The 13,399-nt window shown below is 69.9% G+C and carries 15 protein-coding genes and 1 pseudogene; 5 read left to right on the top strand and 11 right to left on the bottom strand.

Features of this window, described 5'->3' with window-relative positions; translation table 11 throughout:
- From E2493_RS19730 to E2493_RS19745, 4 genes and pseudogenes are all read right to left on the bottom strand, one after another.
- Positions 1-332: pseudogene (locus E2493_RS19730) on the bottom strand (hypothetical protein); the annotation flags it as partial.
- 354 nt (positions 333-686) lie between these two features.
- Positions 687-1,340: a cell wall hydrolase gene (locus E2493_RS19735; RefSeq protein ID WP_135089421.1), complete on the bottom strand. Its 654-nt coding sequence runs from the start codon at positions 1,338-1,340 to the stop codon at positions 687-689.
- 354 nt (positions 1,341-1,694) lie between these two features.
- Positions 1,695-2,411 (bottom strand): cell wall hydrolase, encoded by a 717-nt coding sequence (locus tag E2493_RS19740; protein ID WP_225421603.1) that lies wholly within the window; start codon positions 2,409-2,411, stop codon positions 1,695-1,697.
- Positions 2,412-2,659: 248 nt separating this feature from the next.
- Positions 2,660-3,163 carry a hypothetical protein gene (locus tag E2493_RS19745; RefSeq protein ID WP_135090321.1) on the bottom strand — a complete coding sequence of 168 codons (504 nt, stop codon included), beginning with the start codon at positions 3,161-3,163 and terminating at the stop codon, positions 2,660-2,662.
- 65 nt (positions 3,164-3,228) lie between these two features.
- Between E2493_RS19745 and E2493_RS19750 the strand changes: the two genes are divergently transcribed.
- A complete protein-coding gene (locus E2493_RS19750) occupies positions 3,229-3,633 on the top strand; it encodes an EVE domain-containing protein (RefSeq protein ID WP_135090323.1) in 405 nt (134 codons plus the stop codon).
- Positions 3,634-3,783: 150 nt separating this feature from the next.
- Here the strand turns inward: E2493_RS19750 and E2493_RS19755 are convergent, their stop codons facing one another.
- From E2493_RS19755 to E2493_RS19775, 5 genes are all read right to left on the bottom strand, one after another.
- The gene (locus E2493_RS19755) at positions 3,784-4,320 is read right to left on the bottom strand and encodes a hypothetical protein (protein ID WP_135090325.1); all 537 of its coding nucleotides are present in this window, start codon (positions 4,318-4,320) and stop codon (positions 3,784-3,786) included.
- A 339-nt stretch (positions 4,321-4,659) separates the two neighbouring features.
- Positions 4,660-5,076 (bottom strand): DUF805 domain-containing protein, encoded by a 417-nt coding sequence (locus E2493_RS19760; protein WP_135090327.1) that lies wholly within the window; start codon positions 5,074-5,076, stop codon positions 4,660-4,662.
- Between the two features lie 85 nt (positions 5,077-5,161).
- Positions 5,162-5,581: a DUF805 domain-containing protein gene (locus E2493_RS19765; RefSeq protein ID WP_135090329.1), complete on the bottom strand. Its 420-nt coding sequence runs from the start codon at positions 5,579-5,581 to the stop codon at positions 5,162-5,164.
- Between the two features lie 66 nt (positions 5,582-5,647).
- Positions 5,648-7,480 carry a translational GTPase TypA gene (typA, locus tag E2493_RS19770; RefSeq protein WP_135090331.1) on the bottom strand — a complete coding sequence of 611 codons (1,833 nt, stop codon included), beginning with the start codon at positions 7,478-7,480 and terminating at the stop codon, positions 5,648-5,650.
- A 109-nt stretch (positions 7,481-7,589) separates the two neighbouring features.
- Positions 7,590-7,997 carry a DUF423 domain-containing protein gene (locus tag E2493_RS19775; protein WP_135090333.1) on the bottom strand — a complete coding sequence of 136 codons (408 nt, stop codon included), beginning with the start codon at positions 7,995-7,997 and terminating at the stop codon, positions 7,590-7,592.
- A 90-nt stretch (positions 7,998-8,087) separates the two neighbouring features.
- On the opposite strand from E2493_RS19775, the gene E2493_RS19780 reads away from it, so the two are divergent.
- Complete coding sequence (locus tag E2493_RS19780; protein ID WP_135090335.1) at positions 8,088-8,420, top strand: GFA family protein; 333 nt, start codon at positions 8,088-8,090, stop codon at positions 8,418-8,420.
- Between the two features lie 117 nt (positions 8,421-8,537).
- Here E2493_RS19780 and E2493_RS19785 read toward each other — a convergent pair whose 3' ends face one another.
- On the bottom strand, positions 8,538-9,227 hold the full coding sequence (locus E2493_RS19785) for a TIGR04283 family arsenosugar biosynthesis glycosyltransferase (RefSeq protein ID WP_225421604.1): 690 nt from the start codon (positions 9,225-9,227) through the stop codon (positions 8,538-8,540).
- On the bottom strand, positions 9,182-10,222 hold the full coding sequence (locus E2493_RS19790; RefSeq protein ID WP_225421605.1) for a radical SAM protein: 1,041 nt from the start codon (positions 10,220-10,222) through the stop codon (positions 9,182-9,184). Before E2493_RS19790 ends, E2493_RS19785 begins: the two co-directional genes overlap by 46 nt.
- On the opposite strand from E2493_RS19790, the gene E2493_RS19795 reads away from it, so the two are divergent.
- From E2493_RS19795 to E2493_RS19805, 3 genes are read left to right on the top strand one after another with little or no spacing between them, the layout of a single operon-like run.
- Positions 10,211-12,349: an FAD-dependent oxidoreductase gene (locus tag E2493_RS19795; protein ID WP_135090337.1), complete on the top strand. Its 2,139-nt coding sequence runs from the start codon at positions 10,211-10,213 to the stop codon at positions 12,347-12,349. The genes E2493_RS19790 and E2493_RS19795 overlap by 12 nt on opposite strands.
- A complete protein-coding gene (locus tag E2493_RS19800) occupies positions 12,346-12,951 on the top strand; it encodes a TIGR04282 family arsenosugar biosynthesis glycosyltransferase (protein WP_135090339.1) in 606 nt (201 codons plus the stop codon). The genes E2493_RS19795 and E2493_RS19800 overlap by 4 nt, the downstream gene beginning before the upstream one ends.
- A gap of 55 nt (positions 12,952-13,006) precedes the next feature.
- Positions 13,007-13,390: a PaaI family thioesterase gene (locus E2493_RS19805; protein WP_135090341.1), complete on the top strand. Its 384-nt coding sequence runs from the start codon at positions 13,007-13,009 to the stop codon at positions 13,388-13,390.
- The last annotated feature ends 9 nt before the right edge of the window (positions 13,391-13,399 follow it).

The following is a 13,399-nucleotide window of genomic DNA, read 5'->3' on the forward strand; positions in this document are numbered from 1 at the left end:
CGGGCCTCGAAATAGACGGCCTTGGCGAGGCAATCCTGCTCGTCGTCATCGGCCTTGTCGCCCTCATGGGCCATGACCAGCTCGTCGACGTTCGGCGGGGTGACGGCGACGGCCGGCAGGGTAGGCAGCGGCGCCGGAACAGCGGCAGCAGCAGGCGCCGAAACCTGCACCTGGACCTGGGCAGCGTCGGCCGGAAGCGCAGCGGCCGGCGCGGCGACGGCCGGCGCGGCGGCGGCCGGCGCGATCGCCGGAACGGGCGTGGAGAGATCCGCAGCCTGGGCCTGGGAGGGCGCCGAGAAGGTCATCGCCACAGCGAATGCGGCGCTGGCCACGGCGTACGCCGCGCCCCGAGTGAACCGGATCATCTGCTTCCAAAACTGTGCGGCTGGTCGACCCCCCGGTGCCTGTTCTGCACCTCCGGTCTTCCCCCGTCTCGCCTTCGCCGCCCCGCGTTCTACGCTGGAACGGCGTCGCTCGTTCTTCGATGGCGGGACGATGCGGGCACGGCCGGGATCGAGCAACCCGGGTAACTACGACTCCACGACGAGTCGTTGCGACGGGGGGATGTGCCGAAGAAATTTAACGTTCGGCCCGGAACTTTTAACCATGTTGTCGATTTCAGCCGGCCGTTTTGGCGCCTGGGAATCGATTCGCGGGCCCTTTCGAGGGGTCCCGCGGCGGGTAGATCAGGAATAGAAGATGTGAAGGCCGATCTGCGCGGTTTTGGTGAGGCGCTTGCCCCAGCTCGGGGAGACGTAATCGGCATGGTACCAGAGCACGTCGCCCGGCAGGGTATCGGCGAGGTGTCCCTGCGCGATGCGCGCGACGGCGACGGCCTTGCGCCAGCTCTCGGAGCCGAAATCGGGGGTCGGGAAGCGGCCCTTGTGGATGAACGAGAATTGCCAGGGCTGGGTGATGACCTCGCAGAGGCTGGCCGGGTAGCGGCCCGAGGCGGCGCGGTTCATCACCACCTCGGCGACGGCGAGCTGGCCTTGGAGCGGCTCGCCGCGGGCCTCGAAATAGACGGCCTTGGCGAGGCAATCCTGCTCGTCGTCATCGGCCTTGTCGCCCTCATGGGCCATGACCAGCTCGTCGACGTTCGGCGGGGTGACGGCGACGGCCGGCAGGGTAGGCAGCGGCGCCGGAACAGCGGCAGCAGCAGGCGCCGAAACCTGCACCTGGACCTGGGCAGCGTCGGCCGGAAGCGCAGCGGCCGGCGCGGCGACGGCCGGCGCGGCGGCGGCCGGCGCGATCGCCGGAACGGGCGTGGAGAGATCCGCAGCCTGGGCCTGGGAGGGCGCCGAGAAGGTCATCGCCACAGCGAATGCGGCGCTGGCCACGGCGTACGCCGCGCCCCGAGTGAACCGGATCATCTGCTTCCAAAACTGTGCGGCTGGTCGACCCCCCGGTGCCTGTTCTGCACCTCCGGTCTTCCCCCGTCTCGCCTTCGCCGCCCCGCGTTCTACGCTGGAACGGCGTCGCTCGTTCTTCGATGGCGGGACGATGCGGGCACGGCCGGGATCGAGCAACCCGGGTAACTACGACTCCACGACGAGTCGTTGCGACGGGGGGATGTGCCGAAGAAATTTAACGTTCGGCCCGGAACTTTTAACCATGTTGTCGATTTCAGCCGGCCGTTTTGGCGCCTGGGAATCGATTCGCGGGCCCTTTCGAGGGGTCCCGCGGCGGGTAGATCAGGAATAGAAGATGTGAAGGCCGATCTGCGCGGTTTTGGTGAGGCGCTTGCCCCAGCTCGGGGAGACGTAATCGGCATGGTACCAGAGCACGTCGCCCGGCAGGGTATCGGCGAGGTGTCCCTGCGCGATGCGCGCGACGGCGACGGCCTTGCGCCAGCTCTCGGAGCCGAAATCGGGGGTCGGGAAGCGGCCCTTGTGGATGAACGAGAATTGCCAGGGCTGGGTGATGACCTCGCAGAGGCTGGCCGGGTAGCGGCCCGAGGCGGCGCGGTTCATCACCACCTCGGCGACGGCGAGCTGGCCTTGGAGCGGCTCGCCGCGGGCCTCGAAATAGACGGCCTTGGCGAGGCAGTCCTGCTCGGTGTCGACGGTCTGATCGCCGGCATAATTGGCGACGAGCTCATCGAGGGTGAGCGGACGCTGCGGGGCGACCGCGGCAACCGCCGGAGCGCCGGTGCCGCCGGCGAGCCACGTGGCGGCCTTGGTCCAGAGCGAGGCGAACAGCCCCTGCTTCGCGGGAGCGGAAGGACGGGCGACCTCGACGTCGACCCGGTCCAGCGCCGCATCGACATTGGCGGCCGTGTTCAGCGAGGGCTGCGCCCCGGCGGTGATCGGAAGGCCATAGCTCTGGGCCTGGAGCGGCGCCGAATAGGTGGCGCCGGACAACGCGACAGTCGCCGCGGCAAGCCCCGCGGCGCGAGTGAATCGGTTCATGTGCTTCCAAAACTATGCGGCCAGCTGATCCCCCGGTGCGAGAACCGCACCCCGATCGCCCCCGTCTCGCAGAGCCGCCGGCGCCGTTGCGCAGGGCGGTCTCGCTCGTTTTTCGCTGACCGGGAAATGAGTTAACGCGTCCGCCGGATCAACCCGCCGGCGCCGAAGTCACGACGAACCGTGTGTCCGCGAGGACACGCCGAAGAAAATTATGGAGCTCGCCGGAACTTTTTACGCAGCTGTAGCTTTCATGCACCTTCGCGCGCCGGCGCCGGCTGATTCGCCGGCGCATCGTCGATGCCCGCGGTGAGCCGCACGAAGGCGCTCGCCACCCAGCCGGAGCGGCACGGCCCGTCGTAGGCGCGCCGCGCGGGCAGCGGCCCGGAGACGCCGCAGCTCTCCTCCAGCCGGCCGCTGTCATGGAAGACGATGCCGAGCCACTTCTGGTCGATCGAGCGCGAGCAGACGAAGAAGCGGGTACCGGCCGCGACGCTGCCGGCGTCCGCCGCGTTCTCGAACGGGGCGGCGCGCACAGGCAGCCGCTCCCCGGCCTTGAGGTGCCGCGTCGTCCCCACCGCGCCGCAGGCGTCGAAACTGGGGCCGAGCTCGCCGACGCGGACCGGCATGGCGGAGGCGGTCTGCGCCTCGGCCGGCGGCTCGGGCGCCTCGGTCCGGTTGGCGAAATGATCGTCCTTCACGGCTTCGCCGCACGCGGCGAGCAGGAGGAGCAGCAGGATCGGGGCGGAACGCATGCGCCCTTGTGGCGCGCGGGCGCGGAAAAATCTACTTGGAGGCTGTTGGCGAAAGGGAGGCGCGAATGGCCTATTGGCTGATGAAGTCGGAGCCGGGGAGCTACAGCTGGGACGATCTGGTGCGCGACGGCGACACCGAATGGGACGGGGTGCGCAATCCCGCCGCACGGCTCCACCTGAGGGCGATGGCGGTCGACGACCGGGCGCTCTTCTATCACAGCGGCGAGGAGCGCGCGTTCGTCGGGATCATGCGGATCGCCCGCGCCGGCCGCCCCGACGGCCCCGACGGCGAATGGGTGTCGGTCGCGGTCGAGCCGGTACGCGCCTTCGCCGTCCCGGTGCCGTTGCGCGCGATCAAGGCCGAGCCGCGGCTCGCCGGCCTCGAGATGCTGCGCCAGTCCCGCCTCTCCGTCTCCCCGATCCGCGAGGAGGAGTTCCAAACGATCGCCAACATGGGCGCCGAGGCCTGACGCGGCCGGCGGGCCATCCTCGGATCGTCACCGCCGCGGCCCCGTCCCCCGATCCCGATCCTGCCGCGACGTACCGGACGACGGAGGGCGCGATGCAAGACCGCGCCTCCCGGTCGCTCGCAGCCGAATCGTGAGCACGGTGCAGCCGGGTCACACCGCGGCGCAGCCGCGCGAGCCAAGCCCGATCGGCCGGACCACGGTGCCTCCGGGCGAATCCGGAGCGGCGCGGACGACGTATCCCATTGCCGGCGCGCCCGATGTGGTCACACGCCACATCGTCTCCTCCATCTCCTGCGTGGATCCGTCGGCGTAGGTGATGGTTCCGCGAATGCAGACGTTGCCGCCCGTGATCTGCATGGCGACCAGCTGCCGGGTGCGGGTGCCCGGCTGGCCCGGCACGGTGCCGTCGACCTGGAAGGTGGCGGGGGTGCCGCCGCCCGGAATGCCGGTACAGTCTCCGCTCACCCGCTGCTCCGTGGCGATGCCGTCGATTCCGTTGAGAATGAAGCACAGCAGCCTCCGGCGGGGCCCGATCGCGGTGCTGCCTGGCGGATTGGGGGGCGACTGGGTGGCGCAGGTATTGCTGATCGTCCAGTCGACGAATCGACGGCCGATCGCCCGGTCGGCAAGGGCGCTGCCAAGGTTAGCGTCGGCACGATCGTGATCGTCGGCGGACGGGTGTCGCATTGCGGCGGCGGCACCGGCCGGCGGTCGATGAAGTCCGGTACGTTGAGCCCCGTCCGGCCGCAGCCGGCGAGCGCAAGAATGACGGACAAAGCCAGGATCGAGTGAGAGGAGCGGCGCATGGGACGTCTCCTGTCGGCGCGTGACGTCCCCTGCCGAATTTATAACACCGTCGTCGTGCCGCCCTCAAGGCGCGCGGCGCGCTTCCTCCTCCGGAACGGCGCAAACCGCACGTCCTCGCCGCCTCGACACGCGGTGAGAGCCGGTGCGACGGCCGCCGCAGCCGCGGCTCGCCGGGCGCGAGATGTCACTCGAGCCGATGAGGTGACGCCGCCGCGGCCTTCAGGAGAAGATCCCGGCGACCTCGTCCGTTCCGCGCTGCTCGGGATCGCGCGGGTTGGGGCCGAAGCGGTTCTCGCCGTCGGTGCCGGGCAGCAGCATCATGATCAGGAAGATGAAGCCGCCGAGATAGGGAATGAGGTTGATCAGATAGAACCAGCCGCTCAGATCCTGGTCGTGCAGCCTGCGCACCGCCGCGGAAAGGCCGGCGATGAAGGCAAAGAAGGCGAACGGAATGATGACGAGCAGGCTCGCCGCGCCGATTCCCTCGCCGAGGCTGCCCGCCAGCATGACCAGGAGCATCACCAGCACCATGGCGATTGCCGCGATCTGCAGCATGAACAGCCAATATTCCGTTCTGGTGGACCGACCCTGAAAGTCGAACAGATGGCGCCATGGGCGCAGCAGGACGTCCGGCATGATAGTCTCCCCCTGAAGAGCAGGAAGAAGACTATCGCATTTTGCCGGGATCGCCAGACCCCGCGGCGCGCAACATCGATGGCGATCAGGAAAAGACGCTCGCGACCGCCTCGGCAGCCGGCTGTTCGCCTTCCCGCGGATCGTAGCCATAGCCGTTCTCGCCCTTCGTGCCCGGCGTCAGCATCATGATCAGGTAGAAGATCCAGCCGAACAGCGGCACGAACGTGATCAGATAGAGCCAGCCGGTCTTGTCGTGATCGTGCAGCCGGCGCACCGCGGCGGTGATCGACGCGACGAACGCGAACATCATGTAAAGCAAGGTGAGGATGCCCAGGATCGCGGAAAGCAGCGGCGTCTGGAACAGGGCGGCCAAGGCACCCACGAGCATCGCCCAGAGGAAGTAGACGGCGATCAGCTGAACGATGAACAGCCAATATTCGGTTCGCGTGGCGCGGCCGCTGAGCTGGATCGCGCGGCGCCACGGCCGCAAGAGCACGTTCGACATCAAAAAGCCCCCTCCGTTTGGAGGGGGCTAAGTCGAACCCGTGAAGGATTCAATATTTCAGGCGGATCAGGCCGCTTCGGATTTCCGCGACTGGCGCTTGCGCTCGTGCGGATCGAGGTAGCGCTTGCGAAGCCGGATCGACTTCGGCGTCACCTCGACCAGTTCGTCGTCCTGGATATAGGCGATCGCCTGCTCCAGCGTCATCTTGCGCGGCGGGGTCAGGCGGATGCCCTCGTCCTTGCCGGAGGCGCGGAAGTTGGTCAGCTGCTTCGACTTCAGCGGATTGACCTCGAGGTCCTGCGGCTTGGCGTTCTCGCCGATGATCATGCCCTCGTAGAGCTTCTCGCCCGGCGCGATGAACAGCACGCCGCGCTCCTCGAGCGCGTTCAGCGCATAGGCCACCGCCTCGCCCTGCTCCATCGAGATCAGCACGCCGTTCTGGCGGCCGCTGATCGGGCCCTTGTACGGCCCGTATTTCTCGAACAGCCGGTTCATGATGCCGGTGCCGCGGGTGTCGGACAGGAACTCGCCGTGATAGCCGATCAGGCCGCGCGACGGCGCCGAGAAGGTGAGGCGGGTCTTGCCGCCGCCGGACGGACGCATGTCGGTCATCTCGGCCTTGCGCATCGCCATCTTCTCGACGACCGTGCCGCTATGCTCGTCGTCGACGTCGACGACGACCGTCTCATACGGCTCCTCGCGGCCGTTCGGACCGTCGCGGAACAGCACGCGCGGACGGCTGATCGAAAGCTCGAAGCCCTCGCGGCGCATCGTCTCGATCAGCACGCCAAGCTGGAGCTCGCCGCGGCCGGCGACCTCGAACGCGTCGTTGTCGTGGGCGGTGGTGACGCGGATCGCGACGTTGGTCTCGGCCTCGCGCTCGAGCCGGTCGCGGATGACGCGGCTCTGCACCTTGTCGCCGTCCTTGCCGGCATAGGGGCTGTCGTTCACCGCGAAGCTCATCGCCAGCGTCGGCGGATCGATCGGGCGCGACGGCACCGGCGTGGTCACGCCCGGCGCGGCGATGGTGTTCGAGACGGTCGCCTTGGTGAGGCCGGCAATGGCGACGATGTCGCCCGCCTGCGCGCTGTCGACCGGCACGCGCTCGAGGCCGCGGAACGCGAAGACCTTGGTGGCGCGGCCCGCCTCGACCGGCTTGCCGTCGACGTCGATCGCGCTGATCGGCATGTTGATGTCGAGCCTGCCGCTCTCGATCCGGCCGGTGAGGATGCGGCCGAGGAACGGATCGCGGTCGAGCAGGGTCGCGAGCATCTTGAACTCGCCCTCGGTGTCGAGGCCCGGCGCCGGCACGTGCTCGACGATCTTCTTGAACAGCGGGGTGAGGTCGCCCGAGCGGACGTCGTCGGTCTCGCCCGCATAGCCGGCGCGGCCCGAAGCGTAGAGCACCGGGAAATCGAGCTGCTCGTCATTGGCGTCGAGGCTGAGGAACAGCTCGAAGCATTCGTCGAGCACCTCGGCGGGGCGCGCGTCCGGACGATCGATCTTGTTGACGACGACGATCGGCTTCAGGCCGAGGCCGAGCGCCTTGCCGGTGACGAACTTGGTCTGCGGCATCGGGCCCTCGGCGGCGTCGACGAGCAGGATGACGCCGTCGACCATCGAGAGGATGCGCTCGACCTCGGCGCCGAAATCGGCGTGGCCCGGCGTGTCGACGATGTTGATCCGGGTCGGCTCGCCCTCGCCCCCGGTCCATTCGACCGAGGTGCACTTGGCGAGAATGGTGATCCCCCGCTCCTTCTCGAGATCGTTCGAATCCATCGCGCGCTCCTCGACGCGCTGGTTGTCGCGGAAGGTGCCGGACTGGCGGAAAAGCTGGTCGACGAGCGTGGTCTTGCCGTGATCGACGTGCGCAATGATCGCCACGTTGCGGAGGCTCATGAGTTTAGGATCCTGTCAGGAGTTTTCGCGGCGCCTATACGCACGACAATGCGGCGTGACTAGGGCAGTCGGTTCGAGATAGGGACGGGCCGCCGAAAGACAAGCCCGGCTATGCGCGCTTGCGGTCGCTCGAAAGCCGCCAGGCGAGCAGCGCCCAGCCGGCGATCATCAGCAGCCCGCCGACAGGGGTGACCGCGCCGAGCCAGCGCGCACTGGTCAGCGCCATCAGATAGAGCGAGCCGGAGAAGACGATCGTCCCGACGGCGAGCAGGCCGGCCGGAAGCCCGGTCCGCACCCCGCGGAGCGAGGCGAGCGCGACCAGGGCGAGCGCGTGCCACATCTGATAGTCGACGCCGGTCTGCCACCAGCCGAGGGCGCGCGCGTCGAGCACGTCGCGCAGCCCGTGCGCGCCGAACGCGCCGAGCGCGACGCCGAGCCCGGCCAGCAAGGCGCCGGCGAGGGCGATGCTGCGGCCGTCAGGCCGGCGCGACGAGACAGGATCTTGCGGTGCGTCCATGGCCGCGCCCTACCACGGCGCCGGCGGCCTTGCACCGGTCCGGCGCGCGCCAATCGTTCCACGCTCCCGCGCCTCCTGTTAGAAGACCTCATGCGTGCACACGGAAGCTGTCACTGCGGCAATGTGCGGATCGAGGTGCCGGCCGCGCCGGCGTGGGTCGCCGACTGCAATTGCTCGCTCTGCCGCCGGCTCGCGTGGCGGGTCGCCTATTATCCGCCGGAGCAGGTCCGCATCTCGGGGGAGACCAGGGCCTATGCGTGGGGCGATCGCCTGATCGGCATCCACCATTGCCCGACCTGCGGCTGCGGCACGCACTGGGCTTCGCTCGGCGAGGACTTCGGCCGGATGGGCGTCAACGCCCGCCTGCTCGACGGCTTCGACGAGAGCGCCATCGAGGTCAGGAAATTCGACAACGCCGGCTAGCGGACGAGCAGCAGGTGCCGCCCGGCCGCGGCTGGTCAATCTGGTCAGAGTACGCTTCGGGCGCGAGCTCGATCTGACGCCGGCAGAGGCGGCGCGGCTGGCGGGCGCGAGCGCCGATCAGCCGTAAAGTCGCGCCGCGCGCTCCGGGCTCAGGCCCAGGCGCCACAGGGTCAGGACGGCGAGGTTGCGCGCCGAGCGGCGGAGCCAGCCGTCGCGCCGCCAGCGCGCGGCCGAGGTGACGGCGTCGGCGGGGAGAACGACCGGCCGCGGCAGGCGGCGGATCAGGTCGACATCCTCCATCAGCGGCAGATCGGCGAAGCCGCCGACGCGATCGTAAAGTGCGCGCGAGACGAGCAGCCCCTGGTCGCCATAAGGCAGGCCGAGGAGGGCGACGCGCAGCGCGACGCCGCGCTCGACCAGCCGCGCCTGCCAGGACGGATCGTCGAGGCGGAAGCGGAAGCAGGCCGGGCGCTGAGGCACGCGCTGCGTATGCTGTCGCACCTCTTCCGCCCAATCGGGCGCAAGGATCGTGTCGGCGTGCACGAACAGAAGCCAGTCGCCGGTCGCGGCTGCGGCGCCGGTGCGAAGCTGACGCCCCCTCCCCCGTTCCGTCTGTATCACACGCGCGCCGGCCGCTTCGGCCAGCGCCGGCGTGCCGTCGCGCGAGCCGCCGTCGGCGACGATCCTCTCGTCGGCGGCTGCGAGCGCGTCGAGGCAACGCGGAAGCGTTTCGGCGGCGTCGAGCGTCGGGATGACGATGCTCAGCCGGAGCAGCTCGCGCCTCCGAGCACGCAGAAGCGCGCGCAATGCGGGTGGTTGAGCATCACCGCGCCGGCCGCGCCGGCCAGCGTCTCGCCCAGCGCGAATTGCGGATCGTAGGGCAGCAAGGTGCAGGCGACGACATGGGGTTGATCGGCGCCGCGCGGCTTCACGACCATCCGGCTCGACGCGCACATCATCGCGTCGGGCGAGAGATGGAGGATGCCCCAGCAGGCCTCGGTGATCTCCGGCACGTCGGCGTGCACGTCCATCGGCGGAAAAAGGACGAGCCCGCCCGCCAAGTCGAGCCCCTCCACCGCGAACAGCCGGGCGTAGCCGGCGCGGGCGTCCACCTCGCTCTCGCCCGGCAGCCGTCGCCCGGCGACGGCGACGCGGAAGCCGTTCGCCGCCAGCCACTTGAGGCCGTCGAGCGCCTTCGGCCAGGTGCCGGCGCCGCGCTCCGCCTCGTGCACCGCGGCGCTGTGGTGATCGAGGCTGACCCGCATGGTCAATTTCGGCCCGGCGAGCGGCTTCAGCTGCGCTTCGAAGCGGCGCATCGGCCGCATGGCGTTGGTGAGGACCAGCACCTCGAAGCCGCGCGCCAGCGCCGCCGCGATCATCGCCGGCGCGTCAGGGTTCATGAACGGCTCGCCGCCGGTGAAGCCGATCTCGCGGGTGCCGAGCGCCGCCGCCTCGTCAAGATAGACCTCGGCCTCGGCCAGCGAGAGATAGACCAGGGCGTCGTTGCGCGGGCTGCTCTCGATATAGCAGCTGGCGCAGGCGAGATTGCACAGGGTTCCGGTGTTCAGCCACAGGGTCTCGAGCCGGCGCAGCGACACCGACGCCCGCCGCTCGCCTTTGGCGGTGACGTGCGGATCGCGGAACTTGGCCGGATCGAGCGGCCGCGCCTCCGGGTCGCGGAACGGCGACGGAACGGGCGCTGGGGCGGTGGCGATGGCGCGTCTCCTGCGGGATGGTCGGCAGCCTCGTCCGCTGTTAAGCCTTCGCCTGGCGAGGGGGAAGCGCGAAAGATGAAGCAGCACGGCAAGATCGTCCTTCTGCTTCTGATCGTCCTGCTGGTCGTCGCCGCCTTCCTTTCGCCGCTCGGCGACTGGCTGACCCTCGAGCGGCTGAAGGCGAGCCGCGACGCGGTGGCGGCGATGGTCGAAGCCCGGCCGCTCGCCGTCGCCGCCGGCTTCTTCCTGCTCTACGTCGTCGCAACGGCGATCTCCTTTCCCGGCGCGGCGATCCTCACCCTCGCCGCGGGCGCCCTGTTCGGCCTGTGGGAGGGGCTGCTCCTCGTCTCCTTCGCCTCGACGCTCGGCGCCAGCCTCGCCATGCTCGGCGCGCGCTATCTGTTGCGCGACTGGGTCGGGCGCCGCTTCGCGAACCGGCTGGCGGCGATCGACGGCGGCGTCGCGCGCGACGGGATCTTCTACCTGCTCACCCTGCGACTGAACCCGGCCATTCCCTTCTTCCTGGTCAATCTCGGCATGGGGCTGACCCGGATGCGGCTGCCGACCTTCTGGATCGTCAGCCAGATCGGCATGCTGCCCGGCACCTTCGTCTATGTGAACGCCGGGACCCAGCTCGCCGGCATCGAGAGCACGCGCGACATCTTCTCGGCCGATCTGCTCGGCGCCTTCATCCTGCTCAGCCTGTTTCCCTTGCTCGCCAAGATCCTGGTCGACTGGCTCCGCCGCCGGCGCATCTATCGCGGCTGGCGGCGGCCGAAGCGCTTCGACCGCAACCTGATCGTGATCGGCGCCGGCGCGGGCGGACTGGTCACCGCCCTGATCGGCGTCACCGTCCGGGCCAAAGTGACGCTGATCGAGGCGCGGGAGATGGGCGGCGATTGCCTCAACACCGGCTGCGTCCCGTCCAAGACCCTGCTCGCCAGCGCGAAGGCGGCACACGGCGCGCGCGACGCCGGCCGCTTCGGCGTCGAGACGGGCGAGGTCCGGGTCCGCTTCGCCGAGGTGATCGAGCGGGTCCACCGCGCGATCGCCGAGATTGCGCCCGCCGACAGCGTCGAACGCTATTCGGGCCTCGGGGTCGACGTGCGGAGGGGCTACGGCCGGCTGGTCGATCCCTGGACCGTCGAGGTGAACGGCGAGCGCCTGACCGCGCGCTCGATCGTCATCGCCGCGGGCGGCGAGCCGGTCGTGCCGGACCTGCCCGGCCTCGCCGAGTCCGGCTTCCTGACCAGCGACACGCTGTGGGCGGCGCTGCGAGGGCAGGAGCGCGCGCCGGAGCGGCTCGTCATCCTCGGCGGCGGGCCGGTGGGCACCGAGCTTGCCCAGGCCTTCGCGCGGCTCGGCAGCCGCGTCACCCAGGTGAACCGCGGCGCGCGAATTCTCGCCAGGGAGGATGCGGAGGTCGCGGCGCTGATCGAGGCGCGGCTCCGCGCCGAGGGCGTCGACATCCGCAATCGCTGCGAAGCGCTGCGCGTCGACGGCCGCAGCCTCGTCGTTCGGTCAGGCGACGCGGCGGCCGAGGCGCTGCCGTTCGACGCCCTGGTCGTGGCGGTGGGCCGACGCCCGCGCCTCGACGGCTACGGGCTGGAGCAGCTCGGCATTTTCGCCGACGGGGACGACGCTCTCGTCGATCCTTGGCTGCGCACCCGCTTCCCCAACATCTATGCGGTGGGGGATGTCAGCGGATCCTATCAATTCACCCATTTCGCCGCCCATCAGGCCTGGTATGCGGCCGTGAACGCTCTGTTCGGCAGCCTCAGGCGATTCCGCGCCGATTATTCCATCCTGCCCTGGGTCACCTACACCGATCCCGAGGTTGCCCACGTCGGCCACAACGAGCAATCGGCGCGGCAGGCCGGCGTCGCTTACGAGATCGCCCGCTACGGCCTCGCCCATCTCGACCGCGCGGTCAGCGAAGATGCGCGTGAGGGCTTCGTCAAGCTGCTGGTCAAGCCGGGCAGCGACCGGATCCTCGGCGCGACGATCGTCGGCGCCCATGCCGGCGAGACTTTGGCCGAGATCGTGCTGGCGATGCGGCACGGCCTCGGCCTGAACAAGATCCTGTCCACGATCCACGCTTATCCGACCATGGCAGAGGCCAATAAATTCGCGGCCGGCGAGTGGAAGAAGGCGCACAAGCCCGAGCGGCTGCTCGCCTTGGTCGAACGCTGGCATGACTGGAGGCGCCGATGAAGACCCGGATCGTCCTGTTCGCCAAGATGCCGGTCCCCGGTGCCGTGAAGACACGGCTGATCCCCGTGCTCGGCCCGGAAGGCGCCGCGCGGCTGGCGCGCCGCCTCCTCGCCACCGCGCTGCGCGAGGCGGTGGCGAGCGGCCTCCCCGTCGAACTGTGCGGCGATCCGGACGCGCGGCTGTGGGGCCCGACCTCGCTCGGCCTCACCCTCTCGGCCCAGGGCGACGGCGATCTCGGCGCGCGCCTGACCCGCGCCGCCGAGCGCACGATCGCGCGCGGCGAGGCGGTGCTGCTGGTCGGGGCCGATTGTCCGGCCCTCGACGCCGCCCGGCTCAAGGCGGCGGCCGCGGCGCTCGACCGCTATGACGCGGTGATCCACCCGGCCGAAGACGGCGGCTATGCCCTTCTCGGGCTGCGGCGGACCGATCCGAGCCTGTTCGATCGCATCCCCTGGAGCAGCCCGGAGGTCGGGCCGGAGACCTGCGCCCGCATCGGCGCGCTCGGCTGGTCCCTCAACGTCCGCGACACGCTGCGCGACGTCGACGAGCCGGGCGACCTCGCGATGCTGCCGCGGCCGCTCCTCCCGGCGGTGGAGCACTGACCTTGGGCAGGGGTGTGGAATTGCCCTGCCGCGCCCTCGCGGCTAACGCCGCGCGATGACCCTGCCGCCTTATGCCGAGCTGCTCGGCCTCAGCACCCGCCGCGGCAACGACGGCGCCCTGCTCTGGGTGATGCCGTTTCGCGAGCAGGTGGTCGGACGACCCGGCTTCCTCCACGGCGGGGCGATCGCCGGCCTGCTCGAGTTCGCGGCGCTCGGCACGCTCTACGAGGCGCTCGCCGGCGAGGAAGGCCTCGCCGCCAAGCCGATCAACGTCAGCGTCGATTTCATGCGCGGCGGCGTGGATGCGGAGACCTATGCCGCCGCGGTGATCACCCGCTTGGGCAAAAGGGTCGCCAACGTCGAGGCCCACGCCTGGCAGCAGGACCGCGCCAAGCCGATCGCCGCCGCGCGGATGAACCTGCTGCTGACGCGAAGCTGATCGGCGGCG

This window comes from Sphingomonas parva (ex Maeng et al. 2020), from assembly GCF_004564275.1.
Lineage (GTDB): Bacteria > Pseudomonadota > Alphaproteobacteria > Sphingomonadales > Sphingomonadaceae > Allosphingosinicella > Allosphingosinicella parva.

Bases quoted from the DNA above. Each gene is read 5' to 3' on its own strand.
- E2493_RS19740 (WP_225421603.1), bottom strand. From the start codon at position 2,411: ATGAACCGATTCACTCGCGCCGCGGGGCTTGCCGCGGCGACTGTCGCG.
- E2493_RS19745 (WP_135090321.1), bottom strand. From the start codon at position 3,163: ATGCGTTCCGCCCCGATCCTGCTGCTCCTCCTGCTCGCCGCGTGCGGC.
- E2493_RS19750 (WP_135090323.1), top strand. From the start codon at position 3,229: ATGGCCTATTGGCTGATGAAGTCGGAGCCGGGGAGCTACAGCTGGGAC.
- E2493_RS19755 (WP_135090325.1), bottom strand. From the start codon at position 4,320: ATGCGACACCCGTCCGCCGACGATCACGATCGTGCCGACGCTAACCTT.
- E2493_RS19760 (WP_135090327.1), bottom strand. From the start codon at position 5,076: ATGCCGGACGTCCTGCTGCGCCCATGGCGCCATCTGTTCGACTTTCAG.
- E2493_RS19765 (WP_135090329.1), bottom strand. From the start codon at position 5,581: ATGTCGAACGTGCTCTTGCGGCCGTGGCGCCGCGCGATCCAGCTCAGC.
- typA (WP_135090331.1), bottom strand. From the start codon at position 7,480: ATGAGCCTCCGCAACGTGGCGATCATTGCGCACGTCGATCACGGCAAG.
- E2493_RS19775 (WP_135090333.1), bottom strand. From the start codon at position 7,997: ATGGACGCACCGCAAGATCCTGTCTCGTCGCGCCGGCCTGACGGCCGC.
- E2493_RS19780 (WP_135090335.1), top strand. From the start codon at position 8,088: ATGCGTGCACACGGAAGCTGTCACTGCGGCAATGTGCGGATCGAGGTG.
- E2493_RS19795 (WP_135090337.1), top strand. From the start codon at position 10,211: ATGAAGCAGCACGGCAAGATCGTCCTTCTGCTTCTGATCGTCCTGCTG.
- E2493_RS19800 (WP_135090339.1), top strand. From the start codon at position 12,346: ATGAAGACCCGGATCGTCCTGTTCGCCAAGATGCCGGTCCCCGGTGCC.
- E2493_RS19805 (WP_135090341.1), top strand. From the start codon at position 13,007: ATGACCCTGCCGCCTTATGCCGAGCTGCTCGGCCTCAGCACCCGCCGC.